The sequence below is a fragment of the Psychroserpens damuponensis genome, assembly GCF_000826655.1.
Taxonomy (GTDB): Bacteria; Bacteroidota; Bacteroidia; order Flavobacteriales; family Flavobacteriaceae; genus Psychroserpens; species Psychroserpens damuponensis.
In genome coordinates, this window is sequence record NZ_JXJO01000017.1 from 438773 (window position 1) to 462646 (window position 23874).

25 protein-coding genes are annotated in these 23874 nt (G+C 32.4%); 19 read left to right on the forward strand and 6 right to left on the reverse strand.

Annotation, left to right across the window (positions count from 1 at the left end):
* The first annotated feature begins 29 nt into the window (after positions 1-29).
* Entirely contained in the window at positions 30-752 is a 723-nt protein-coding gene (locus tag TD29_RS10715; protein WP_040280585.1) for a DUF3298 and DUF4163 domain-containing protein, read from the forward strand.
* Here the strand turns inward: TD29_RS10715 and TD29_RS10720 are convergent.
* A complete protein-coding gene (locus TD29_RS10720; RefSeq protein ID WP_040280586.1) occupies positions 749-1996 on the reverse strand; it encodes a cation:proton antiporter in 1248 nt (415 codons plus the stop codon). The genes TD29_RS10715 and TD29_RS10720 overlap by 4 nt on opposite strands.
* Positions 1997-2097: 101 nt before the next feature.
* Between TD29_RS10720 and TD29_RS10725 the strand changes: the two genes are divergently transcribed.
* Both TD29_RS10725 and TD29_RS10730 read left to right on the forward strand, forming a co-directional pair.
* Positions 2098-2457 carry an arsenate reductase family protein gene (locus tag TD29_RS10725; protein WP_040280587.1) on the forward strand — a complete coding sequence of 120 codons (360 nt, stop codon included), beginning with the start codon at positions 2098-2100 and terminating at the stop codon, positions 2455-2457.
* Positions 2450-3343 carry a DMT family transporter gene (locus TD29_RS10730; protein WP_040280588.1) on the forward strand — a complete coding sequence of 298 codons (894 nt, stop codon included), beginning with the start codon at positions 2450-2452 and terminating at the stop codon, positions 3341-3343. Before TD29_RS10725 ends, TD29_RS10730 begins: the two co-directional genes overlap by 8 nt.
* Here the strand turns inward: TD29_RS10730 and TD29_RS10735 are convergent.
* Positions 3340-3816, reverse strand: a complete 477-nt coding sequence (locus TD29_RS10735; RefSeq protein WP_040280589.1) for an acyl-CoA thioesterase — start codon at positions 3814-3816, stop codon at positions 3340-3342. The two genes, TD29_RS10730 and TD29_RS10735, sit on opposite strands and share 4 nt — an antisense overlap.
* Positions 3817-3921: 105 nt before the next feature.
* Here TD29_RS10735 and TD29_RS10740 point away from each other — a divergent pair, with 105 nt between their 5' ends.
* The 4 genes from TD29_RS10740 (at position 3922) to TD29_RS10755 (ending at position 6432) form a co-directional block, all read left to right on the forward strand.
* On the forward strand, positions 3922-4779 hold the full coding sequence (locus tag TD29_RS10740) for a YicC/YloC family endoribonuclease (protein WP_040280591.1): 858 nt from the start codon (positions 3922-3924) through the stop codon (positions 4777-4779).
* 16 nt (positions 4780-4795) lie between these two features.
* A complete protein-coding gene (gmk, locus tag TD29_RS10745) occupies positions 4796-5386 on the forward strand; it encodes a guanylate kinase (protein WP_084203453.1) in 591 nt (196 codons plus the stop codon).
* 3 nt (positions 5387-5389) lie between these two features.
* On the forward strand, positions 5390-5968 hold the full coding sequence (gene nadD, locus TD29_RS10750) for a nicotinate (nicotinamide) nucleotide adenylyltransferase (protein ID WP_040280592.1): 579 nt from the start codon (positions 5390-5392) through the stop codon (positions 5966-5968).
* A gap of 125 nt (positions 5969-6093) precedes the next feature.
* Complete coding sequence (locus TD29_RS10755) at positions 6094-6432, forward strand: hypothetical protein (protein ID WP_040280593.1); 339 nt, start codon at positions 6094-6096, stop codon at positions 6430-6432.
* On the opposite strand, the gene TD29_RS10760 is transcribed toward TD29_RS10755, so the two are convergent.
* From TD29_RS10760 to TD29_RS10770, 3 genes are all read right to left on the reverse strand, one after another.
* Positions 6429-6788: a YraN family protein gene (locus TD29_RS10760; RefSeq protein ID WP_040280594.1), complete on the reverse strand. Its 360-nt coding sequence runs from the start codon at positions 6786-6788 to the stop codon at positions 6429-6431. The genes TD29_RS10755 and TD29_RS10760 overlap by 4 nt on opposite strands.
* Positions 6789-6856: 68 nt before the next feature.
* A complete protein-coding gene (locus tag TD29_RS10765) occupies positions 6857-7621 on the reverse strand; it encodes a HEAT repeat domain-containing protein (protein ID WP_040280596.1) in 765 nt (254 codons plus the stop codon).
* 6 nt (positions 7622-7627) lie between these two features.
* Positions 7628-8638, reverse strand: coding sequence for a S66 peptidase family protein (locus TD29_RS10770; protein WP_040280597.1), 1011 nt, complete (start codon positions 8636-8638; stop codon positions 7628-7630).
* Positions 8639-8886: 248 nt separating this feature from the next.
* On the opposite strand from TD29_RS10770, the gene metG reads away from it, so the two are divergent.
* The 9 genes from metG to TD29_RS10815 all read left to right on the forward strand — a co-directional run bounded on the left by metG (position 8887) and on the right by TD29_RS10815 (position 21677).
* On the forward strand, positions 8887-10989 hold the full coding sequence (gene metG, locus TD29_RS10775) for a methionine--tRNA ligase (protein WP_040280598.1): 2103 nt from the start codon (positions 8887-8889) through the stop codon (positions 10987-10989).
* Between the two features lie 123 nt (positions 10990-11112).
* Positions 11113-11586, forward strand: a complete 474-nt coding sequence (locus TD29_RS10780; RefSeq protein ID WP_040280599.1) for a lipocalin family protein — start codon at positions 11113-11115, stop codon at positions 11584-11586.
* A gap of 2 nt (positions 11587-11588) precedes the next feature.
* Positions 11589-12296 carry an OmpA family protein gene (locus TD29_RS10785; protein ID WP_040280601.1) on the forward strand — a complete coding sequence of 236 codons (708 nt, stop codon included), beginning with the start codon at positions 11589-11591 and terminating at the stop codon, positions 12294-12296.
* A gap of 85 nt (positions 12297-12381) precedes the next feature.
* Entirely contained in the window at positions 12382-14499 is a 2118-nt protein-coding gene (locus tag TD29_RS10790) for a Tex family protein (RefSeq protein ID WP_040280602.1), read from the forward strand.
* A 140-nt stretch (positions 14500-14639) separates the two neighbouring features.
* Complete coding sequence (locus tag TD29_RS10795; protein ID WP_040280603.1) at positions 14640-17042, forward strand: carboxypeptidase regulatory-like domain-containing protein; 2403 nt, start codon at positions 14640-14642, stop codon at positions 17040-17042.
* A gap of 17 nt (positions 17043-17059) precedes the next feature.
* Positions 17060-19447, forward strand: coding sequence for a hypothetical protein (locus TD29_RS10800; protein ID WP_040280604.1), 2388 nt, complete (start codon positions 17060-17062; stop codon positions 19445-19447).
* A gap of 43 nt (positions 19448-19490) precedes the next feature.
* Positions 19491-20324, forward strand: a complete 834-nt coding sequence (locus TD29_RS10805) for a helix-turn-helix domain-containing protein (RefSeq protein WP_040280605.1) — start codon at positions 19491-19493, stop codon at positions 20322-20324.
* Between the two features lie 378 nt (positions 20325-20702).
* The gene (locus tag TD29_RS10810) at positions 20703-21251 is read left to right on the forward strand and encodes a carboxymuconolactone decarboxylase family protein (protein ID WP_040280606.1); all 549 of its coding nucleotides are present in this window, start codon (positions 20703-20705) and stop codon (positions 21249-21251) included.
* A gap of 39 nt (positions 21252-21290) precedes the next feature.
* On the forward strand, positions 21291-21677 hold the full coding sequence (locus TD29_RS10815; RefSeq protein WP_040280608.1) for a cupredoxin domain-containing protein: 387 nt from the start codon (positions 21291-21293) through the stop codon (positions 21675-21677).
* A gap of 73 nt (positions 21678-21750) precedes the next feature.
* On the opposite strand, the gene TD29_RS10820 is transcribed toward TD29_RS10815, so the two are convergent.
* A complete protein-coding gene (locus TD29_RS10820; protein WP_040280609.1) occupies positions 21751-22083 on the reverse strand; it encodes a single-stranded DNA-binding protein in 333 nt (110 codons plus the stop codon).
* Between the two features lie 164 nt (positions 22084-22247).
* Between TD29_RS10820 and TD29_RS10825 the strand changes: the two genes are divergently transcribed.
* From TD29_RS10825 to TD29_RS10835, 3 genes are read left to right on the forward strand one after another with little or no spacing between them, the layout of a single operon-like run.
* Positions 22248-22799: a GNAT family N-acetyltransferase gene (locus tag TD29_RS10825; RefSeq protein ID WP_040280610.1), complete on the forward strand. Its 552-nt coding sequence runs from the start codon at positions 22248-22250 to the stop codon at positions 22797-22799.
* On the forward strand, positions 22780-23130 hold the full coding sequence (locus tag TD29_RS10830; protein ID WP_040280611.1) for a hypothetical protein: 351 nt from the start codon (positions 22780-22782) through the stop codon (positions 23128-23130). Before TD29_RS10825 ends, TD29_RS10830 begins: the two co-directional genes overlap by 20 nt.
* A 53-nt stretch (positions 23131-23183) precedes the next feature.
* A complete protein-coding gene (locus tag TD29_RS10835; RefSeq protein WP_040280612.1) occupies positions 23184-23873 on the forward strand; it encodes a GIDE domain-containing protein in 690 nt (229 codons plus the stop codon).
* The last annotated feature ends 1 nt before the right edge of the window (position 23874 follow it).

The following is a 23874-nucleotide window of genomic DNA, read 5'->3' on the forward strand; positions in this document are numbered from 1 at the left end:
ATCTCATGTTTAACAAAATCCCTTAAATTTTGAAAAAAGCAAGTCTTTTATTATTCACCTTACTCCTATTAATATCTTGTACAAAGGAGGTTAAAGTTGATTTTTCCGAAGAAATAATAGAAACGTCTGAAGGTGCAGACATAGCATTTAATTTCCCTAAAGCTACAGGTACAGCCGAGGTGACCAAACGTATTAACCAAACTCTTGAAAACCATATCGTAAAACAAATTAACGTCTCAGAAAGTGAGACTTTTGATGGCAATTTATATGATGCTGTAGCTCAATTTAACCACGAATATCAACGTTTTAAAAATAATTTCCCTGAGGCTGCACAGCCGTGGGAAGCTTTTATAGATGGCGAAATAACGTATCGTTCTCCTGAAATTATTAGTATTGCCATAACATCATATTTAGATACAGGTGGAGCGCATGGTAATTCTAGTGTTCGATTTTTTAATTTCAATCCGCAAACTGGAGAACAATTGCTCACAAATGACCTCTTGGCAAATACAAAAGGAATTTCTGAAGTGATAAAAGAAAAACTAATCACAGCAATTAAAGCTGAACCAAATAGCACCACAATGGAAGATGTGTTCTTTGGAAAAGATTTCCAGCTTCCTGAAACTTTAGGCTACAGCGATGAAGGGCTTATTATATTATATAACCCTTATGAAATTGCATCGTATTCTCAAGGTATTGTTGAGTTTACAATCCCTTATGAAGCTGTTACTTCATTTTTAAAAATTAACTAGTCTGAATCTTTAGATAACTTTTTAATAATAGGTCCAACTGTTAACCCTTGCCCTATTATTGAAAATACGACGATCACATAGGTAATCACTAAAAATAATTCGCGATGCATTTCGGTAGTTAAACTTAGAGCGAGTGCAATAGATATACCTCCTCTTAATCCTCCCCAAGTCATAATTAAATTGGTATGCTTTACAAATTCTAGTTTTTTATCGAAGAATTTTATAGGTAACCACAACGATACATAACGGCTTAACAACACTAACGGAATAGCTATAATACCAGCTAAAATATACGTTGTATGAAAGGTTAACACTAGCATTTCCATACCTATCATTACAAAAAGCACGGTATTAAGTAATACATCTACAAGTTCCCAAAACTTGTCTACATACACTTCGGTAACATTAGACATAGAGTTTTTTCTAACGGTATCATTACCAACAATTAATCCTGCTGTAACCATGGCTAAAGGCGCAGATAAATGCCATTGATGTGCCAACAAGCTTCCTCCCATAACCGTTGCTATGGTTATTATAACTTCAACTTCATAATCATCAATAGATTTTAATAGTTTATATGTGATATACCCTAAAATAAGGCCTAATGCAATACCTCCTAATACTTCTTGGCCAAACAATTTTGCGATTTCACCTAACTCGATAGCTGCATCTGGTTTCGCTGCAATTGCAAAAATAGTTAAGAACACTACCACACCAACTCCATCATTAAATAGAGACTCTCCAACAATTTTAGTTTCTAGTTTTTTAGGCGCTCCAGCTTTTTTCAAAATGCCCAACACTGCAATAGGATCTGTAGGAGAAATTAATGCACCAAATAATAAACAGTAAATAAAGGCAACGTCTAGACCTAACAATTGTAAAAGATAAAAGGTTAATATACCAACCAAAAATGTAGAAACGAGAACACCCAAGGTTGCAAACACTAAAACTGGCCAACGTTGGATTTTAAGCTGATTAAAATTAGTATGTAAAGCACCTGCAAACAGCAAAAAACTTAACATAATATCTAGAAGTACCGTTTTAAAATCTATTTGAGAAATAAGCTCTTTTTCACTTTGCAAAAGTGTATCATCAAATTGACCAATAGCCACCACAACCATCGTAAAAACAATGGTAATAAGCATCAAACCAATAGTAATTGGTAATTTTAAATATTTTACATTGATATAACCAAAAAGCGCAGACAGTACAATTAATACAGATGCAATTTCATAATAACCCATAGGTGTTTAAATTTTAGATAAAAGTAACTATTTTTCTTCTTAAATCCGTTTACTTTGCATTACGTAAATTAAAATCTGACCTCACAAATAGTTAAACCATAATGAAAAAAATATACTTTCTAAAAACATGTAGTACTTGTGCAAGAATTATTAAATCATTGGATTTACCTAGTGATGTTATATTTCAAGATATTAAGACCGAAGAAATAACCGTTAAGCAACTCGAAGAACTTGCAGAAATGGCCGGAAGCTACGAAGCTTTATTTAGCAAAAGAGCAAAACTTTATAAAGAAATGGGTCTCAAAGACCAGAACTTAACCGATGACGAATTTAAACACTACATCCTCGAGCATTATACCTTTTTAAAACGACCAGTGATCGTTTATAACAATGCAATTTTTATAGGCAATAGTGCTAAAACTGTAGAAGCTGCTAAAACTTTTATTCACGATAATGAATAGTAGAAAATTTGCAATATTCGCTGTGTTCACGGTGCAATTACTGTATGGATTAAACTATACAATTGCCAAATTTGTAATTAATGAAGGGTTTGTTAAATCTTTTGGATTTAGCCTTTTACGCGTAACAGGTGCTGCTATTCTATTTTGGGTGTTAAGCCTCTTTTTGAAAAAAGAAAAAATTGACCGTAAAGACTATTTTACATTTTTTTTAGGTGCCATTTTTGGAGTGGGTATAAATATGCTTTTATTTTTAAAAGGATTAGAGCTCACCTCTCCAATTCATGCTTCGGTTATCATGACCACAACACCTATCATCATTCTTATTTTGTCCTCTATCTTCCTTTCAGAAAAAGTCACCAAACTTAAAATTCTAGGTGTTTTTTTAGGTTTTTGTGGTGGAATTTTATTAACTGTTTTAGGCAAATCTACAAGAACAGGCGACAATGTACTTCTTGGTAATACCTTTATCTTTTTAAATTGTATTTCTTACGGTATTTACATCATAATTATCAAAAAACTTACCGCTAAATATCATCCATTTACATTTATAAAATGGCTGTTTTTATTTGGTATAATTTTAATATTACCATTTGGATATACCGAAGTAGCCGAAATTGAATGGCATACCTTTACACCATACATATGGTTTTCTATCATATTTGTAATCGTTGGTGCCACATTTGGAACTTACGCTTTAAACCCATTGGCATTAAAATCACTCAAAGCCTCAACAGTAGGCGTTTTTATTTATTTACAACCCGTAATTGCAGGTGTTTTTGCCATATTAATGGGAATTGATAACGTTAGTCCCGTAAAAGTTATAGCAATGGCCTTGATTTTTGCAGGTGTTTATTTGGTATCAAAAAAACCTAAAGCAACCACTTAAACTAAATCTTGTGGTTTTTTACCAGACAATCTCGTGTCCTCTTTAGTCAGTACTTTAAACTTTGATGACTGCGGAAATTTTAAAACTAGACTCACTAGCTGCTCAGGCAAACTAGTTAAACTTCGGGTCTTTAAATCTATCCAAGCACCAGAAATATCACAAGTTGCCAGATGCTTTCCTTTTTGATTATAAAAGTTATGTTCAAATTTAAAAAACATACCATCATCACTTAATCCCGAAACAGTAAGTGTTACCGTTAAAGTTTGCCCTAAAAAAGACTCCTTAAAATAATGAATTTGTTCTGAAAACACAACAGGACCAATCCCATAATCTATGAGCTGCTTCATAGAAAATCCATTCTCATTTAAAAACCCTACTCGCGTATGGCTCATAAAATTTAAATAAGCCGAATTAGCCAAATGACCATTAGCATCAACATCACTCCATCTAATTTCAAAATCTTTTTTGTACATATTTTCGTATTTAAGACTGTAAAGTTATTGTTTTTTATAAACCCAAACGATGCGCTTAATAACTTTATGAAATTAGTTACCTTTGCACAACTTTAAAAATTGTTCATGATACAATCAATGACAGGATATGGAAAGACTGTGATACAGCTTCCAACGAAAAAAATATCTATTGAAATAAAATCCCTTAACAGTAAAAACTTAGATCTTAATACACGCATGCCATCTATGTATCGTGAAAAAGAATTAAGTGTTAGAAAACTAATTGCATCAAAATTGATAAGAGGTAAAGTAGATTTTTCACTTTATATGGAAATCACTGGAGAAGAAACCTCAACGCAAATCAACACAACAGTAGTTAAGCAATACATAAAACAACTAAAAGACGTTGTTGATGGAGATGATACCGAAATGTTAAAAATGGCAGTGCGCATGCCAGACGCTTTAACTACCGAGCGTGAAGAGATTGATGAGAATGAATGGAAAGACATTGCCAAAGTTATAGATAGTAGCTTAGAAAAAATTGAACAATATAGATTGGATGAAGGTCAAACACTAGAAGCCGATTTTGTAAATCGTGTTAACAGTATCTCTAACCTATTAGAAGATGTTATTGCTATGGATCCAGATCGTATTGATGGTGTGCGAGAGCGATTAACTAAGGGTATTGCAGACATCAAAGAAAAAGTTGACGAAAATCGTTTTGAACAAGAACTTGTATATTATATCGAAAAATTTGATATCACAGAAGAGAAAGTACGATTAAAAAATCATTTAGACTATTTTCAAAAAGCATTAAAAAGTGAGGATTCTAATGGTAAAAAACTCGGATTTATTTCTCAAGAAATGGGACGAGAAATTAACACTATAGGTTCAAAATCTAACTATGCACCAATGCAAAAATTGGTAGTTCAAATGAAAGATGAACTAGAAAAAATAAAAGAACAATTATTAAACGTATTGTAATTATCAAACTAAGCTTGTGTCAAAAATAAAGAACAAAAAAAGAGGTAAATTAATTGTGTTTTCAGCACCTTCAGGATCTGGTAAAACGACTATTGTTAGACATTTATTAAAACAAAAAGAACTCAATTTAGAATTTTCAATTTCAGCTACATCTAGAGAAAAGCGTGGTAACGAAGTGCATGGAAAAGATTATTACTTTTTAGACCTGAAGGATTTTAAAAACAGAATTAAAAACGACGAGTTTTTAGAGTGGGAAGAAGTGTATCGTGACAATTTCTACGGCACATTAAAAACCGAAATTGAACGAATTTGGGGCAAAGGCAAAAACGTTATTTTTGATATTGACGTCTCTGGAGGATTGAGAATTAAACGAAAATTCCCCGAAGAAACCATTGCTATTTTTGTAAAACCACCCGATCTTAATGAACTTATTATAAGATTAAAAGAACGTGGAGAAGAAAGCGAAGACAAAATTAGCATGCGTGTTGCTAAAGCCCCTTCTGAATTGGCTACAGCTCCTCTTTTTGATGACATCGTTGTAAATAAAGACCTAGATAAAGCACTAGAAAGCGCATACCACTTGGTTTCTAATTTTATCGAAGACTAAACCATGAAGATTGGCTTGTATTTTGGGACGTTTAATCCAATTCATATTGGACATTTAACAATTGCAAATCATCTTGCAGAGCATAGTGATTTAGATAAAATTTGGTTTGTTGTAACACCTCACAGTCCTTTTAAAAAGAAAAGTACGTTATTAGATAATCGACAGCGTTACGAAATGGTTTACAGAGCAACTAAAGAGTACAAAAAGCTAGAACCAAGTGATATTGAATTTAATTTGCCGCAACCAAACTACACTATAAATACATTAACTTACCTTCAAGAAAAGTATCCTCATCATGAGTTCGCTTTAATTATGGGAGAGGATAATTTAAAAAGCTTTCATAAATGGAAAAACTATGAGCTCATCTTAAATCATCATGATATATATGTGTATCCTAGAATTTCCGAAGGAAAAATAGAGACTCAATTTGATAATCACAATAAGATTCATAAAATAAATGCTCCAATTATGGAACTGTCTTCTACCTTTTTACGTAAATCTATTAAAGACGGTAAAAACGTGAGACCAATGTTGCCAGAAAACGTTTGGGAATATTTAGACGAAATGAATTTTTACAGGTAAAATGCAATATATTTTCAATACTTGCATTGCTTTAATTTTTTGTTAAAATTCAGAATTATTGTTCAAAATTATTTTAGCCATTTAAAAAAAAACTTTACTTTTATTATCTAATTTTTTAATTATAAATGAGTACAACACTGATCATAGGATTTTCTCTCGTTTCGCTCTTATTATATAAGTTGTTCGAATGTGTTAAGCGCAACAATCTCACCAAATTAGATAAAATTAAATTTTCAGTTTCATCATTATTAATTGCGGCTTACATTTCTACAGGCTACTTTTTAAATTACCCAGACTCTTTATATTGGTTTATCTTTTTAGCAGTAATTATATTGTCATTTAGTTTATCTTCAAAATTAGTTAGGGAAGAATTTAAACGCTATTTAGCATTAAGTAATAAAGATAAAGTAATAAACGCCATATACTATACTTTAGCTCTTGTTAGCATTTCAATAATTTTTTAAAAATGATAAAAAGCATCTTCTAAATGCTCTAAACTCATTCCTTTTTTATTCAACACAATTGCGATAATATCAAAACGCACATCAACATCTAATTGATTATCATTTATAAAAAAATCAACAGCTTTAATGATGCGTTGCATTTGTTTGGGTTTTAAAAATTGTTGAGGGTCACCAAAATCTTTACTAGTTCTTGTTTTTACCTCTATTACAGCTAAAACATCGTCTTTTTTAGCAATAATATCTACCTCTGCTTTTTGATACACATAATTTTTAGCAATAATTTCATAGCCTTTATTAAGTAGGAAATCTGCAGCTATTTCCTCTCCTTTTTTACCTAAGTCGTTATGATTTGCCATACATATATAGTCTATTTTGGTCTTTAATGCTTAACCTCAAAAATTACAAACCCTTCATTAATCATCAATTACTTTACGATGTAATTTTTATCAATATAGTCAATTGCTTGGTCTTGACTTAAAACCGCAAACTTTTTATAACGATGATGCACATCTACAATTTCATCTAAAGCCTTTTCTACTAAAGCTGTATTCTCCCAACTATTAAGATGTGTTATGACAGTTTTTAAGCATCCATTTTTATAAGCAATTTGACCAAGCACATGAATTAAAGTATCTGTAACACGCTTGTATTTATCATGCTCTAATGTTTTTAAAAGTGGTAGAACATCTTGAGGATGTGTACGACCTCTTAGCTCAATGCCATGGCAAATCTCACGCCTCACCTCTTTATCTGGATGATTAAGATAAGTACGACACCAAGCCAAAACAGGAACAGGATTTTTCTCTCCCATTTTTTTGATAGAACCAATCACAGCATTTCTAACGCGATGATGGTCATCAAACAAACCTGTATCCATAAAAGATTGAATTTTATCAAAATGAAACTTCCCAATCTCGCCAGCTGCATTAACAACAGTTTGACGCACTAACTCATCGTGAGATTGCATTAATTGTTTTAATACTGAAAAAATCCTGACTTGAAACTCTGGCTGTGAATAGAATATCTTGCCAATAGCTAGATAAGCTGTTTTTCTAATATACGTGTCTTCATCTGAAAAGTAGGTATAAATTTTTGTGATATTATGTTGAGATATATCGTTAAAAACCGTTTGGTTGATTTGCTGAACTAGTTGTTCTCGTTCTGGTTTTGATAGATCGTAGAAAGCCATTTATAGTTATTCAAAAACAACAGTAGATGCATCCTTACTAACGTTCATATTAACGTTACGTCCAAAGATCATAGCACGATTATCCTTCTCATGACCTGCAGGCATACCAAAGGCAATTGGAAAATCATAATCTGCTAATGCATCTAAAATTAATTGCTCAATAGAAGTTCCCCAAAGTGTGGTGTTTTTACGCATTTTACTCATACCACCAACCAAAACACCTGCACAGTTATCAAAATAACCTGCACGTTTCATACTTTGAAGCATACGGTCAATATGATATTTGTATTCTCCAATTTCTTCTATAAATACAATCTTACCAGTTGTATCTATACTTTCTTTAGAGCCTAACATGGTATGGAGTATGGTAAGGTTTCCGCCAACTAAAGGACCATGCGCCTCTCCTACTCTATTGTAGGTAGATCCTTTAAGCGTATAATTTACGGGTTGCCCAAAAATTGTAGATTTAAAAGTTGCTACAGTTTCTTTTATATCTGTTATATCTTTTGGTAAGCTTACACACATCAAAGCATGCATACTTTGAAATCCTGCATTATGAAATTGATTGTGCAATGCAGTAATATCACTATACCCAATTAACCATTTAGGATGTTTCTTAAACGTTGTATAATCTAATTTATCTAAAATTCTAACCGTACCATAACCACCTCTTGCACACCAAATCGCACTAATAGTGGGATCATCCATAGCATTTTGAAAATCTTCACAACGTTCAGCATCTGTTCCTGCAAAATGATTGTCTTTACTAAACACATGTTTACCAACAACAGCATGTAATCCCCAACTTTCTATTAATGCAACAGCTTGAGCTACTTCATCATTTCGGTTTTTTAATATTCCTGAAGGCGCTACAATAGCAACAGTATCGCCAGCTTTTAAAAATGGTGGTTGTATCAAAGCAGTTTGTTTTTTTTGGACAGATTTATCTTGAGCGCTTACATTTCCGAAGAAAAACAACACGCATATCAAGATTAAAAGAGTATGGATTTTAGACATAATGTAAATGTACACGATATTGATAAATATAAAAAGTGATAATTAATACGTTTTATGTTCATCTAAGCCTTGCCACTTTTAATTATAACACAAACCTGTACAAAAAAACACTAACATAAAATGATAGTACTTTTTCATCGCTTTTTCACCAAATCTAGTAAAAAAACAGAACCAATTATCATTTGGAGAGTTAAGAGTTAACTAATAAAAACTTAATGATTATTTTTGCACTCAAATTGAAACACTTTATGTCTACACATCCTAAACGATATACAATTACAGCTGCATTACCATATACTAACGGTCCAATCCATATTGGCCACTTAGCTGGTGTGTATGTGCCTGCAGATATTTATGCACGCTACAAAAGATTAACTGGCAACGATGTGGCTTTCATTTGCGGAAGCGATGAACACGGAGTTCCAATCACTATCAAAGCTAAAAAAGAAGGTGTAACACCTCAAGATATCGTTGATAAATATCATGCGATTATAAAAAAATCGTTTGTAGACTTTGGGATTACATTTGATAATTACTCACGTACCTCAGCAAAAATTCATCATGATACTGCTCAAGAATTTTTTAAAACCCTTAATGATAAAGGTGAATTTATAGAAGAAACTACAGAGCAATTGTATGACGAAGAAGCGAATCAATTTTTAGCAGATCGTTTTGTAACAGGAACGTGCCCAAAATGCGGAAACGAAGAGGCTTATGGTGACCAATGCGAAAGTTGTGGTTCTAGTTTAAATGCCACAGATTTAATTAATCCAAAATCGGCTATTACTGGCAATGTACCTACGTTAAAAGAAACAAAACACTGGTTTTTACCTTTAGATAAACACGAAGATTTTTTAAAAGAATGGATTTTAAAAGGTCATAAAAAAGATTGGAAACCTAACGTTTACGGACAAGTAAAATCATGGATTGATGATGGTTTACGACCAAGAGCCGTGACTCGTGATCTCGATTGGGGAATCCCAGTTCCTGCTCCAGGAGGCGAAGGCAAAGTGCTTTACGTTTGGTTTGATGCTCCAATTGGTTATATCTCTGCAACTAAAGAATGGGCTGCACAAGAAGGTAAAGATTGGGAACCTTATTGGAAAGACCAAGACACCAAACTCGTTCACTTTATTGGTAAAGATAACATTGTGTTTCACTGTATTATTTTCCCATCAATGTTAAAAGCCGAAGGCTCATATATTTTGCCAGATAACGTACCTGCTAATGAGTTTCTAAACTTAGAAGGCAACAAATTATCGACCTCTAAAAATTGGGCTGTGTGGTTACCAGATTATTTAGAGGATTTCCCAAATCAGCAAGATGTGTTGCGTTATGCGTTAACTGCAAATGCACCTGAATCTAAGGATAACGATTTTACTTGGAAAGATTTCCAGGCAAGAAATAATAATGAGTTGGTAGCTATCTTCGGAAATTTTATAAACCGAGTAGTAGTCCTTACCAACAAATATTACGAAGGCGTCGTGCCTAAAGCTTCAGAGTTCTCAGACATTGACAATGAGGTTTTGGCTGCCATCAAAGCCTATCCTGCAGTAATTGAAAGTTCAATAGAACGTTATCGTTTTAGAGAAGCAAGTCAAGAATTAATGAATTTGGCACGTTTAGGTAATAAATACCTAGCAGATGAAGAACCTTGGAAACTCATTAAAACAGACGAAGTTCGTACAAAAACAATCATGTTTGTAGCACTTCAAATTGCGAGTGCATTAGCAACGTTGAGTGAACCCTTTTTACCGTTTACTTCTATTAAACTAAAAAAGATTCTTCGCATTGCTCTAAATAACAATGTCATTTCAACAGAAGGAGGTACTACTAACGAGGAATCTCAAAAATGGAGCGACATTTCAACCAAAGACATCTTAATCTCATCAGGACATCAAATTGGTAAAGGCGAATTATTATTCTCTAAAATTGAAGATAAAACCATAGACGCACAATTAGAAAAACTAGAAGCCAGTAAAAAAGCAAATGAAGCTGCAAATAAAGTTATTGAGCCTCAAAAAGACCTCATCACTTTTGAAGACTTCACGAAACTAGATATGAGAGTTGGTACAATTCTCGAAGCAGAAAAAATGCCTAAAACCAAGAAGCTTTTAATTTTAAAAGTTGACACAGGTATTGATACAAGAACCATTGTATCTGGTATCGCTGAAAGCTTTTCTCCAGAAGAAGTGGTTGGCAAACAAGTCACCGTTTTAGTCAATTTAGCACCAAGAAAATTAAGAGGTGTAGACAGTGAAGGCATGATTTTAATGACCGAAACTCCTGAGGGTAAATTGGTGTTTGTAAATCCTGATACTGCTGTTAAAAATGGATTACAGATAAGTTAATTATTAAATACTGGGTATTAACAAAACATTAATACAACACTTGTAAATGAAGCAATAATTAAATGAATTGCATCATTTAAGGCGCTGTAACATGATTACTTTAGTATAAACTAAAAACAAATCATGAAACAACTTATAACAATCTGTTTCGCAGTATGTTTACTATCCTGCGGAGCATCAAAAACAGTAAGAACTTCAAAAAAAGTTATCAAAGGTAATTGGACACTTAATAACATTACCTACAGTAAATCGGGAGCGTATAATGTTACGCTTTTTAACGATGCTAGTAAAAACTGCTTTGAAGGGAGTGATTGGCAATTCATACCAAACAACAACACAGGAATTTACACTATCACAAAAAACAACTGCACTACAGGTGGACGCTATTTCAATTTTACAATTCAAGAAGTTAACGAAGACACTGGCTTATATGATTTTTTATTAAAACCTACCAATGCCAAAGGAAAATCAGAATCCAACGCTGGATTTCGCCTCAATTTGACGTCACTATCAGAGAACCAAATGCAATGGCAACAAACCATAAATGCAGATGGAGTACCATTTATTATTAACATGAACTTTACCAAAACTCAGTAATTATGAAAACACATATAAATAGAATAGCGATCATTAGTTTTACAATCCTCTTAACCATAAGTATGACAAGTTGTAAAGCTGTAAAAAATGCTAACAACAAACAAAAAGGAGGTGTTATAGGTGCAACGAGTGGCGCAATTTTAGGCGCTATCATAGGAAATAATCTTGGCAAAGGTGGTAATGGCGAATTAGGAGCTGTTATTGGAGGCGTTATTGGTGGAGGAGCTGGTGTACTCATTGGAGATAAAATGGATAAACAAGCACAACAAATTGAAGAAGAAATACCAGGAGCAGTTGTAGAGCGCGTTGACGATGGTATAGTTGTCACCTTTGATGAAAACAGTGGTGTGTATTTCGATACAAATAAATCAAATATTAATGCCATGTCTCAAGAGACATTAAACAAATTAGCTGGAATTTTTTCTGAATATCCAGACACTAATATTTTAGTAGTAGGTCATACTGATAGCGTTGGAGCCGAAGACTACAATATGACGTTATCTAAAAATAGAGCAAACTCTGTCACAAACTACCTCATGAACAAAGGGTTATCTAGCGGTAGATTTACCACAAATTGGTTTGGAGAATCTCAACCAATGCACGATAATAATACCGAAGCTGGTAGAGCAAAAAACAGAAGAGTCAATGTTGCTATTTTACCAAATCAAACCATGATTAATGAAGCACAACAGCGAGCAGGAGAAAACTAAAATTTTAAAGAAATCTCTCGGCAATTAGCGTTGAGATAAATATCTTACAGACCTCATACAGATAAATTGTATGAGGTCTTTTTTTATGATACACTATATACTTAAACACACTCAACTTTCTGAAAATAGTATTAAAAACACAGTCAATTTATTAAACCAAGACTGTACTATTCCTTTTATTTCTAGATATCGAAAAGAAGCTACAGGAAATTTAGATGAGGTCCAAATTGGAAACATTGTAAAATATAAAGAGCTATTTGAAACCTTAGAAAAACGTAAAAAGGCCATCTTAAAAGCCTTAGAAGAACAAGGCGTTTTAACATCAGAATTAAAAGCTAAAGTTAATGCTTGTAAGGACAGTATAACTCTAGAAGATTTATATCTACCTTATAAAAAAAGCAGAAAAACTAAGGCCGAAACTGCTCGTAAAAATGGTTTAGAACCGTTAGCCAAAATTATTATGGCTCAAAATAATAATGATCTAGATTCTACAGCACAACGTTATGTAAAAGGAACTATTTCTTCTACGGAAGACGCTCTAGAAGGTGCCAGACATATTATTGCTGAGTGGATCAATGAGCGTTCAGATATTAGAACCAACCTTAGAATTCAATTAGAACGGCATGCGATGATTGCTACAAAGGTTGTGAAGTCTAAAATTTCCGAAGAAAATGCACAAAAATTTAGAGATTATTTTGATTGGGAAGAAGCATTAAGCCGAATTCCTTCACATAGATTACTAGCCATTTTGAGGGCAGAAAATGAAGGGTTTATTCGTATAAAAATAAATATCGACAAAGCACGTGCTTTAGATTATATTGATCGTAAAGTTATAAAAAGCGATAATACTTGTGCAGATCAAATTGAACTTGCTATTACAGATGCTTACAAACGTTTGCTTTACCCTTCATTAAGCAATGAAGCTCTACAGAAAGCAAAAGATAAGGCAGATGAAGCTGCAATCTCCATTTTTGCCAAAAATTTAAAACAACTCTTATTAGGTTCGCCTTTAGGTGAAAAACGTGTTTTAGCTATTGATCCAGGATTTAGATCGGGTTGTAAGGTGGTTTGTTTGGATGAAAAAGGCGATTTAAAACACAACGAAACTATATATCCGCATGCTCCAAAAAATGACCAAATTGGAGCTATGAAAAAAATTAGTTTTTTAACCGAAGCACATAAAATTGAAGCTATAGCCATTGGCAATGGTACAGCTTCAAGAGAAACCGAAGCTTTAGTTAGAAAAATAAGATTTAATAAAGACGTACAGGTTTTTGTGGTGAGTGAGGCTGGAGCAAGTATTTACTCGGCATCAAAAATTGCTCGTGACGAATTCCCTAATTATGATGTCACCGTTAGAGGATCGGTTTCTATCGGAAGACGTTTACAAGACCCTTTGGCTGAGCTCGTAAAAATTGATGCAAAATCTATTGGTGTTGGTCAATACCAACATGATGTAGACCAAAGTAAACTCAAGAAAGAATTAGATGTGGTTGTTGAAAACTGTGTAAACTCGGTTGGTGTTAATATTAATACTGCGAGTCATAGTTTATTGAGTTATGTCTCTGGTATTGGACCAAAACTTGCTGAGAACATTGTAAACTATAGAAGTGAAAAAGGCGCATTCGCCTCAAGAAAAGACATCAAAAAAGTGCCAAGGTTAGGCGACAAAGCTTTTGAACAAGGTGCAGGTTTTTTGCGGATTAAGGATGGAAAAAATCCGTTAGATGATTCTGCGGTGCATCCCGAAAGCTATACAATCATTAAACAAATGGCAAAAGACATGAGTGTATCCATTTCCGAATTAATAGGAAATACCACATTGCTGCAACAAATAAATTTAAAAAATTACGTCAAAACATCGGTTGGATTACTCACCTTAGAAGACATTATTAAAGAACTAGAAAAACCTGGTTTAGACATTAGAGAGCAGGCTAAAGTGTTTACATTTAATCAAAATATTAAAACAATAAATGACTTAAGAAACGATCAATTATTACCAGGAATCGTTAATAATATAACCGCTTTTGGGTGTTTTGTTGATGTTGGAATTAAAGAAAGTGGTTTGATTCATGTGTCTAATTTATCAGATTCATTTGTAAAAGATGTTAATGAACATGTGCATTTACACCAACAAATTATTGTGAAGGTTTTAGATGTTGATGTGGCTAGAAAACGAATTCAGTTGAAATTACACAACTAATAAAGCGAATACATCGAGGCATGATTATTGATGCAATTAGCTGTAATTAAGTGCTTTATTTTAACTTTAAATTAATTCTTTTCATGTTATAAAATAGAACAATTTAAAGTAAATTTAGACTCGCTTCTAACCAACTAATCATGAAGAACTCTAATATTGAAAAATTTAAGTATGTAGTATTAGCATTTTTTAGTCTTTGTTTTCTCTTCGGAAATTCTCAATCGTCACCTGAAGATATTCTTTTTGAAGCTTATAAAAATTATACTAAACTACCACGAGAAACAGCTTATGGTCATCTTAACAAATCCACATTAATTAAAGGAGAAACTCTAGGCTTTTCTATATATCTTTTTGACAAAAACACTAAAAAATCGTCTATACAAACCAAAAACGTGTATTGCACGATTCAAAATAGATCTGGTAAAATCTTAAAGAAAAAAATGCTTTTAGCCAAAAATGGTGTGGCTTCAGGAGTGTTTGAAATTGACAGCCTATTTACCTCGGGCAACTACGTATTTAAAGCTTACACTAATTGGATGCGTAATTTTGAAGAGCAAAATTTTTATGTGCAACATCTTAAAGTTATTAATCCTGATGAAGATCCATTTATAGAAGCAGATGATGATGAGCTTTATGATTTAGATGCCCAATTTTTACCAGAAGGTGGCCACTTACTACTAGACACTAAAAATACAGTTGGTGTCGTTATTAAAGATGATTACGGTTTTGGAGTCCCTAATTTAAAAGGCAAACTTTTAAATAGTAATGGTGAGGAAGTTACCCACTTTGAAACCAATAGTCATGGTATTTCAAAATTTGAATTTACACCAGTAATTCGAACCGTGTATACAGTAAAACTTAGTGATATAGAGCAAACGGAAATTACATTAGACATTGGAGACTCTAAAGGTGTAAATATGACGCTTCAAGATTTAAATGACAAAGTAGCTTTAGTTATTAGAACCAATGCTAGCACTTTACCAGATATTGCCAACAAAACATTTAAACTCGCTGTTGGTAATGGTAGCCAATTAAATATATCTGATATTATTTTTAAAGATAATACAGAAATTAAAGCCTACGTTAGTCATCAAGATTTCACCACAGGAATTAATATTATTACACTGTTTGACGAAAATAATAAGCCTCTTTTAGAACGCTTGTATTTTAAACATGACGGTATCAAAGCTGCTATAACTGGAGTGCCAAGTGTTAAAAAACTAAATGATTCTTTAATGATTTCAATACCTTCAGCTAGCATTAATTCAAAGCAATTTAACAATGTGAGCGTTTCGGTTTTACCCTCTAAAACAAAATCTTATAATCACCATCATAATATCATTTCTTACACCTTTTTACAACCATATATTAAAGGTCGTATTGAAAATGCACGCTATTATTTCACAAATGTAGATAGGCAAAAAAGGGCTGAATTAGATAATTTACTTATGACTCAAGGTTGGAGTAGTTATGACTGGACTAATGTTTTTAAAAATGTGCCATCACATCAATATGATTTTGAAGACGGTATTTCAATTCATGCAAATGTAAACAATACTAAAGGTGATAAATTTTTGATCTACCCTTTACAACACTCTCCTACAGTGACTGCTACCGTTAAAGATGGTGAAAGTAATTTTTCGGCAAGAGGGTTTTTACCGTTAGAAAAGGAAACTTTAAAAATAGGATTGATAAACAAGCAAGACAAGGTTTTGAGACCAAACTTATATGTTCAGTTTTCGCCTTCCGAAATTCCCAAATTTGATCAAAAATATGCGTCTCTCAAATATAAAAACAATGTTGCATTTAGATATGATGGTTCACTACCAATACTAGATGAATCGTGGAATAAAATAGAGGCCTTAGACACTGTTTTACTAAGTGTAATAAAAGAAAAAGAACGCATTGAAAAAATCAAACGTTTCAATTATGGTCGCGTTGATGTGTTTACCAATGAACAGCGAATGAATATTACTGATTTCTCAGCATATATTAATACTAAAGGTTATTTATCAAGAATTGTATATCCTCCTGGTGAACATCCAAATTTAAAAATTGAAACACTTAGAACTAACACCATTAACAGTAGTACTGCTCCTTTAATATACATTGATAATATCCCAGTTTCAGATTTCAATCTGCTGCTAAGTTTTGATATGTCTACTGTTGATTACATCATCATAAACAAACAAGGTTTGGATGAAGGTAATAGAGGTGGAAATGGTGTGATTAAAATTGTAACAAATCCTCTACTAAAAACTGCGCAGTATAGTAACGATAGAGAACCAGGTCAAACCATTAAATTCCCACTCTCATTCGCTACCTCTAAAACCTTTTACACACCTACGTATTCTACGTATTTGAATGATTTTTATCAAAAATATGGTGTTATTGATTGGTTCCCAAAATGTAAAAGTAGTGACAATGGGACTTTTACATTAAAAATTTTAGATACCAAGAATGAAGAGATAAAGCTTTTTATTGAAGGCGTTGCTAATGATGGCGCTTACATTTCCGAAGAAAAAATAGTAACTATTAACTAGAAGTATTACTAAAAATTATGATTACAACCTATAACCTCAAATTATCACATTTAAAGTTTACAATTATTATTTTATGTGTCTGTTCATTTTTTAATGCTGAAAGTCAAAACGACGATAAATTGTCAACAGCTTATAGTGAATATGTGAAATTACCACGTGAAGTGACTTACGCTCACCTCAATAAATCACTGTATTTAAAAGATGAAACTATTGGTTTTAGTGTGTATGTGTTTGATAAAAACAGTAAAAAACACTCCAATAGCACCACAAACGTGTATTGTTCGATTGAAGACAGTAAAGGCAACATCTTAAATAAAACACTTATTCTTGCCGAAAAAGGTGTTGCAAATGGCAATTTTACAATTGACAGCACATATGCAACTGGCAATTACACCTTTAAAGCATATACCAATTGGATGAAAAATTTTGATGAACAAAATTTTTACATACAAAACATTAAAATTATAAATACAGATCAAGAAAATGATCTCTCTACACGAATGGATGCTCCACGTTTAGACGCTCAGTTTTTACCAGAAGGTGGTCACCTAATTTCAACTATTAAAAATGTAGTTGGCGTTGTGATAAAGGACGATTCTGGTTACGGACTTAATGCAGCCGAAGGTGTAATTAAAGATGCAAGCGGCTTGGTGATTACAAATTTTAAAACCAATCAATTTGGTATTGGAAGATTTATGTTGACACCAGAAAAAGGGAAAGATTACACTGCCGAAATCACGTACAATGATCTCACGTCTACAATTAAAATTGAACCTGCAAAACCCTCTGGCTTAAATCTAAGCCTTAATGATTTAGGCTCTAAAATTGCTTTAACGGTTAGAACAAATGCTCAAACATTACAACGTATACAGGATAAAAAATTTAAAATTGTAATTCATAATGGAAGTGTAATTAAGTCTCTAGATATTAGTTTTAATGACGCTCAAGACATCACCAAATTAATTAATTATAGCGACTTATATCCTGGTATTAATATCTTCACATTGTTTGATGAGCAGGATAAACCAATTTTAGAACGCTTATTTTTTAATTATGATGGGATTTCTATTGTAAATTCTGAAAAAGAGAGTATCACTAAAACTACAGATTCTATAACCATTTCAGTCCCATTTAAAAACATTAAAGCTGCCCATTCACATAATTTAAGTGTCTCTATACTCCCATCTAAAACAACATCTTATGACACAGACCACAATGTAATATCCTATACTTTTTTACAGCCTTACGTTAAAGGTTATATTGAAAATGCACGTTATTATTTTACCGAAATTAATAGAAAGAAAAAATTTGAACTTGATAATTTACTACTAACTCAAGGTTGGAGTAGCTACGAATGGAATTCTATATTCAAGAATACACCAGAAATTAAATATAATTTTGAAAAAGGCATTTCTGTCAATGCTCATATAAATAAATCAAAGAGCAATACATTTATTATGTATCCTATGGCTAATAGCTCAACTCAAACCGTTGAAGTTCCAAAAAATGAAAAAGCGTTTAATATTGTTGGCTTGTTACCTATGGATAATGAGCATATTGCTTTTGGGTCTATAGACAAAAAGCAAGATGTTGAGAAACCTAATCTCTATTTACAATTTACACCATCGGCTATACCTACAATAGATCATTTTATAAAAACTAGACCACTTAAGGTAAAATCTATTTATGATTCTAAAATTGAAGAAACCCTGTATAAAAACTCCATATCTGATGCCGAAGAATTAGATGTCGTTGTTGTTAATGCAATAAAAGAAAAAGCAAGAGTTGATAAAATATCGCGTAGACAACCCACAGGAAGCATTGATATATTTGATGAAAACGATAGAAATAGATATATTAATTTATCATCATACCTGAGTTCAAAAGGGTTTGTATCAAGACAAAGTGGCACTAGTTTATCTATTGTTAATTCTAGAAGAACTACATTTGGCCAATCATCTCCATTAGTGTATTTAGACAAGATGTTGCTTTCAGATTTTAGTATCTTATTATCTTTAGACATGCGAAATATAGATTATATCGTCATTGATAAATCTGGTGCAGGAGAAGGTATGAGAGGTGCAGGTGGTGTTATTAAAATATTTACCGATCCTAGTTTAAAATATGGCACTACTGAAGCCAAAAACATCTCTCAAGAGTCTAAAATCCCATTAACATTTACGTCTGCTAAAACCTTTTATGCACCTTTATATTCTAGTTATCGTAGTGATTTCTTTAAGCAATACGGCGTTATTGATTGGATTCCAAAAGGGCAAATTGATGCTAATGGTAACTTTACATTTACAATTATTGATAAAGGAATTGATCAAATTACATTATACATTGAAGGGACTGCAAATGAAGGTAGTTTCATTTCCGAAGAAAAAATAATTACGCTTGATTAACGTGTTTTTGTAATGTTATTGAATCTTTTAGGACAAACAACTCATGATAAAAACATTCACAGAGTTTTCTACAAATGCGATTCTTAATATTGGCAACGAATCTTTATTAACTCCATTTAGCACCTCTAAACCCATTGGTTTGTACACGTTTATTTGGGCTACAAAATCGCCTATAAAAGTGTTAGTAGATGGTGTACCGCTTACTATTGAGGCGCATCAAATTTTGTCGCTAACAGCCATTCAATACTTTCAATTTATAGAAGGAAACGATGCTATTGTGTATCAATTTAATAGAGAATTTTATTGTATTAAAGATCATGATAAAGAAGTTGGATGTGTAGGTTTATTGTTCTTCGGAAATGAGCATATACCAGTAATTTCAATAAGTGAAAGTGAGCAACATAAATTTAATACACTGCATGAGGTGTTTTTAGATGAAGTAGATACCACAGATACAATCCAAGCAGAAATGTTAAGGATGCTCATGGCTAGATTTATCATCAAAACAACACGACTTCTTAAAACTAAAATAGGTGATAGGCCAACTTTAAAAGGGACTAATGATACCTTAAGGCAATTTAATTTATTGGTTGAAACCCATTACAAAACAGAACATAGTGTAGCGTTCTACGCTAATTTACTTCATAAATCTCCCAAAACACTGTCCAACAGTTTTTCTAAATACAAAAAAAGTCCTTTACAAATTATACATGATCGTATTGTACTAGAAACCAAACGTCAATTATTATATACAGATAAATCGTCTAAAGAAATTGCATATGATATTGGTTTTGATGATGCGTCACATTTAAGCAGACTCTTTAAAAAGCAGACCGCTTTAACACCTTCAGAGTTTAAAAAGAATAGCAAAATCTAAACAAAGGGAAAAATTGACAACTACTAAGGAATAACCTCCATTTTTTCACACGTACTTCTACCGCATCTTTGCAGTGTTAAACATAAACACTTATAAAGATGAATTTAAAACACGTATCAATATTCAATTTAATTGAAATATTTAGAACTAGTAAGAAAAAAATTGCTGATAGAGTAATCCCAAATACACATTGTGAGCAAAAGCATATTCACGATTTTTATTGTGATGCAGAGAGACCTCACGTGAATTAATATTTCCGAAGTAAAAATACTAAAGGGAAAAATTGACAACTCAAAAGGAAATACTACCCTTTTAAAACCACAAGACACATCGCATCTTTGCAGTGTAAATAATTACTAAACATTTAAAAATATATACATGAAAACATTTAATGTACCAACAAGAGACAACGTAAGCGAAAACAACCAAGCTATATTTGACAACCTCAATAAAGCTTTAGGTTTTGTACCAAATTTATATGCAACCTATGCAAATAGTGATACTGCATTAGAAAACTATTTAACTTTTGCTAACGCAAAAACATCATTATCTGCAAAAGAAAAAGAGGTCGTAAACCTAGCAGTAAGCCAAGTTAATAATTGTATTTACTGTTTATCTGCGCATACAGCAATTGGAAAAATGAACGGCTTTAACGATGCTCAAATTTTAGAATTAAGAGCTGGTAAAGCATCATTTGACAATAAGTTAGATGCATTAGCAAAACTTGCAAAAAACATTACTGAAAACAGAGGTAATACAGACCAAGATGTATTAGACAACTATTTTGAAGCTGGATATACAGAAGGAAATTTAATCGATACCATTTCATTAGTTGGTGACAAAACCATTTCAAACTATGTACACAGCACTACTAAAGTACCAGTAGATTTCCCAATAGCACCTTCATTAGAAGAAACCGTAGCATAACACAATCAAAAACATATAATTTTAAAAAACAATAAAAAGATGAAAAAAGTAATTTCAATATTCGTAATGGTTATCGCATTTACATTAACAACAAATGCTCAAGATAAAATGAATACAGCAGCTGTAACAACCGTATCTCTAGAACAAACCAAGGGTGAGTTTACACAACAAAAAGTAACACTTAAAGAAGGTTCATATATTTTTGAGATTGCCAATAACAATGTTGGTCATGATGTAGGATTTGTTTTAATTAAAAAAGGAACCGATGCTTCAAACCCTGAAAATCACATCAAAACAGCTTATGTTACTAAAGCTGTAGCAAACAACACGTCTCAAAAATCTAAAGTTACCGCTTTACAAAAAGGTGAGTACTTATATTTTTGCCCTTTGAATCCTACACCTCAATATGCATTGACGGTAGAATAAATACCCTAATTATTAATAGCAAAAAGGCTTCCAAATTTGGAAGCCTTTTTATGTTTGAAACATTTATATAGTTCTATTTCCCTAACATTAATAATTCATTACAAACAATTTCGGTTGTGTACCGTTTGGTCCCATCTTTATCATCCCAAGAGCGGTTTGTTAATTTACCTTCTATAACAATCTCTTTACCTTTAGTAATGTACTCTTCTACAACCTTTACAAGTCCGCCACGTACAACAATATTATGCCAATACGCACGCTCTACTTTGTTGCCTTCTTTATCTTTATAGCTATCATCTGTAGCCAAAGAAAATTTTGCCATTTTGTTTCCGTCTTGAAAGTTGATAATTTCTGGATCTTGTCCTAATCTCCCAATCAACTGTACTTTGTTTCTTAATGTGTTCATGTGTTCTAAATTTTATGTGTTAAACAGTTAATACTATTGAACCTTCATTGATTCAACACTGCAAAGATGAGAGGTGATGCAAATATTAGTCGGTAGTTACCTATTTAAATTCGTTTGTAAATATTTGTAGTCGTTTGTAAACGGAAAATTTGTATATTACACTCATGAAATTTCATTTAGAAACAAAACGTCTTATCTTACGCTATATCACACCTTTAGACGTTAATGGCATGTTTGAATTAGATTCAAATGCACATGTACATAAATACTTAGGAAACAACCCAATTACAACAAAAGCACAAGCACGAGATAATATTACTTTTATTAATAGGCAATATAAAGAACGTGGTATTGCTAGATTTGCAGCTATTGAAAAATCATCAGGACAATTTATAGGTTGGTCTGGTCTAAAATATAATACAGGTGATAAAGAAACCATTGGTACCAAACGAGATTTTTACGATATTGGCTACCGTTTTATTCCAGAATTTTGGGGAAAAGGCTACGCAACAGAATCCTCAATTGCTATATTAAACTATGGTTTTAACAACCTTAATTTGCCTACAATTTATGGTGCTGCGGAAATAGAAAACATCGCATCTAATGCTGTTTTAAAAAAAATAGGCCTTAACCACACAGAGCAATTTGAACTAGAAGGCAAACTTATAAATTGGTATAAACTAAACAAAGAAGACTATGCAAAAACAGTGTCCTGAATGTGGTGATAAAATTGTAGGTCGTATTGATAAGAAATTTTGTAGCGATGGTTGTAGAAATGCATATAATAATAAAATTAATAAAGACAGTAAAAACCTTATTAGAAATACCAACAATCGACTGAGAAAAAACTACCGTATTCTAGAAGAACTCAATCCAGATCAAAAGAAAAAAATCTCCAGAGCGCGACTTGTAGAAAAAGGATTTGATTTTAATTACTTCACCAGCATTTACACTACAAAAGCAGGTAACATCTACTATTTTGTGTATGACCAAGGCTATTTACCATTAGAAGGTGATTACTATGCCTTAGTAAAACGAGAACATTAAACCTGTAACATTTTGATGTATTTTAGGACTCATATATTGTAACCACCTCAACTATGGCAGCGCCTTTAATCATAATTCTTATTTTTTTAGTAATTGGTCTAATCCCCTTTTTAGCTTATTATTTTAATGGCAAGCAAGTTATTATAAGAACCTTATCTAAAATACCTCATAAGCCAACGTCTAGTTTAAAAACAAATGAACTATCTAAAGTTATAGGTAAAGCATTACATGTTGAAAAACCTTTAAAAGCGCCATATTCTGGTAGAGAATGTGTGTTTTATCAAATAAAAATTCAAAAAAGAGTTAGTAATGGCAAAAGCTCACATTGGAAAACGATTGTTACTGAAGAAAAATTTCAAGATTTTTTTATTGATACTAATGGTGATTTTGTGATCATAAAACCAAGTGATCACCCAAGAAATTTTATTTGCCGTTTAGTAAAAGATAAAAGTCAATCATCTGGTACCTTTAACGATCCAACACCAAAATTTGAAGCCCTTTTAAGACGTTATAATATTGAACCCGAAACCTTTTTTGGTTTTAATAAAACGCTAAGGTATGAAGAAGGCATTATAGCAATTGGAGAACGCATAACCGTTGCAGGTATTGCCAAATGGAAGTCTTTAAGCGAGCCATTACCAGAGTATCCATATTCTAAAATTGCAACTTTAGAAAGTGAAGGTGAACAAAAATTAATAATCACAGATATGCCCGAAACTATGGCACGTAAACGTTTAAGATAAC

Excerpts from the sequence above, each read along its gene's own strand:
- TD29_RS10740 (WP_040280591.1), top strand. The coding sequence starts at position 3,922 with ATGATACAATCAATGACAGGATATGGAAAGACTGTGATACAGCTTCCA.
- TD29_RS10730 (WP_040280588.1), top strand. The coding sequence starts at position 2,450 with ATGAATAGTAGAAAATTTGCAATATTCGCTGTGTTCACGGTGCAATTA.
- nadD (WP_040280592.1), top strand. The coding sequence starts at position 5,390 with ATGAAGATTGGCTTGTATTTTGGGACGTTTAATCCAATTCATATTGGA.
- TD29_RS10755 (WP_040280593.1), top strand. The coding sequence starts at position 6,094 with ATGAGTACAACACTGATCATAGGATTTTCTCTCGTTTCGCTCTTATTA.
- TD29_RS10800 (WP_040280604.1), top strand. The coding sequence starts at position 17,060 with ATGATTACAACCTATAACCTCAAATTATCACATTTAAAGTTTACAATT.
- TD29_RS10820 (WP_040280609.1), bottom strand. The coding sequence starts at position 22,083 with ATGAACACATTAAGAAACAAAGTACAGTTGATTGGGAGATTAGGACAA.
- metG (WP_040280598.1), top strand. The coding sequence starts at position 8,887 with ATGTCTACACATCCTAAACGATATACAATTACAGCTGCATTACCATAT.
- TD29_RS10720 (WP_040280586.1), bottom strand. The coding sequence starts at position 1,996 with ATGGGTTATTATGAAATTGCATCTGTATTAATTGTACTGTCTGCGCTT.
- TD29_RS10830 (WP_040280611.1), top strand. The coding sequence starts at position 22,780 with ATGCAAAAACAGTGTCCTGAATGTGGTGATAAAATTGTAGGTCGTATT.
- TD29_RS10735 (WP_040280589.1), bottom strand. The coding sequence starts at position 3,816 with ATGTACAAAAAAGATTTTGAAATTAGATGGAGTGATGTTGATGCTAAT.
- TD29_RS10765 (WP_040280596.1), bottom strand. The coding sequence starts at position 7,621 with ATGGCTTTCTACGATCTATCAAAACCAGAACGAGAACAACTAGTTCAG.
- TD29_RS10760 (WP_040280594.1), bottom strand. The coding sequence starts at position 6,788 with ATGGCAAATCATAACGACTTAGGTAAAAAAGGAGAGGAAATAGCTGCA.
- TD29_RS10835 (WP_040280612.1), top strand. The coding sequence starts at position 23,184 with ATGGCAGCGCCTTTAATCATAATTCTTATTTTTTTAGTAATTGGTCTA.
- TD29_RS10770 (WP_040280597.1), bottom strand. The coding sequence starts at position 8,638 with ATGTCTAAAATCCATACTCTTTTAATCTTGATATGCGTGTTGTTTTTC.
- TD29_RS10790 (WP_040280602.1), top strand. The coding sequence starts at position 12,382 with ATGATACACTATATACTTAAACACACTCAACTTTCTGAAAATAGTATT.
- TD29_RS10795 (WP_040280603.1), top strand. The coding sequence starts at position 14,640 with ATGAAGAACTCTAATATTGAAAAATTTAAGTATGTAGTATTAGCATTT.
- TD29_RS10815 (WP_040280608.1), top strand. The coding sequence starts at position 21,291 with ATGAAAAAAGTAATTTCAATATTCGTAATGGTTATCGCATTTACATTA.
- TD29_RS10780 (WP_040280599.1), top strand. The coding sequence starts at position 11,113 with ATGAAACAACTTATAACAATCTGTTTCGCAGTATGTTTACTATCCTGC.
- TD29_RS10785 (WP_040280601.1), top strand. The coding sequence starts at position 11,589 with ATGAAAACACATATAAATAGAATAGCGATCATTAGTTTTACAATCCTC.
- TD29_RS10810 (WP_040280606.1), top strand. The coding sequence starts at position 20,703 with ATGAAAACATTTAATGTACCAACAAGAGACAACGTAAGCGAAAACAAC.
- TD29_RS10825 (WP_040280610.1), top strand. The coding sequence starts at position 22,248 with ATGAAATTTCATTTAGAAACAAAACGTCTTATCTTACGCTATATCACA.
- TD29_RS10725 (WP_040280587.1), top strand. The coding sequence starts at position 2,098 with ATGAAAAAAATATACTTTCTAAAAACATGTAGTACTTGTGCAAGAATT.
- TD29_RS10805 (WP_040280605.1), top strand. The coding sequence starts at position 19,491 with ATGATAAAAACATTCACAGAGTTTTCTACAAATGCGATTCTTAATATT.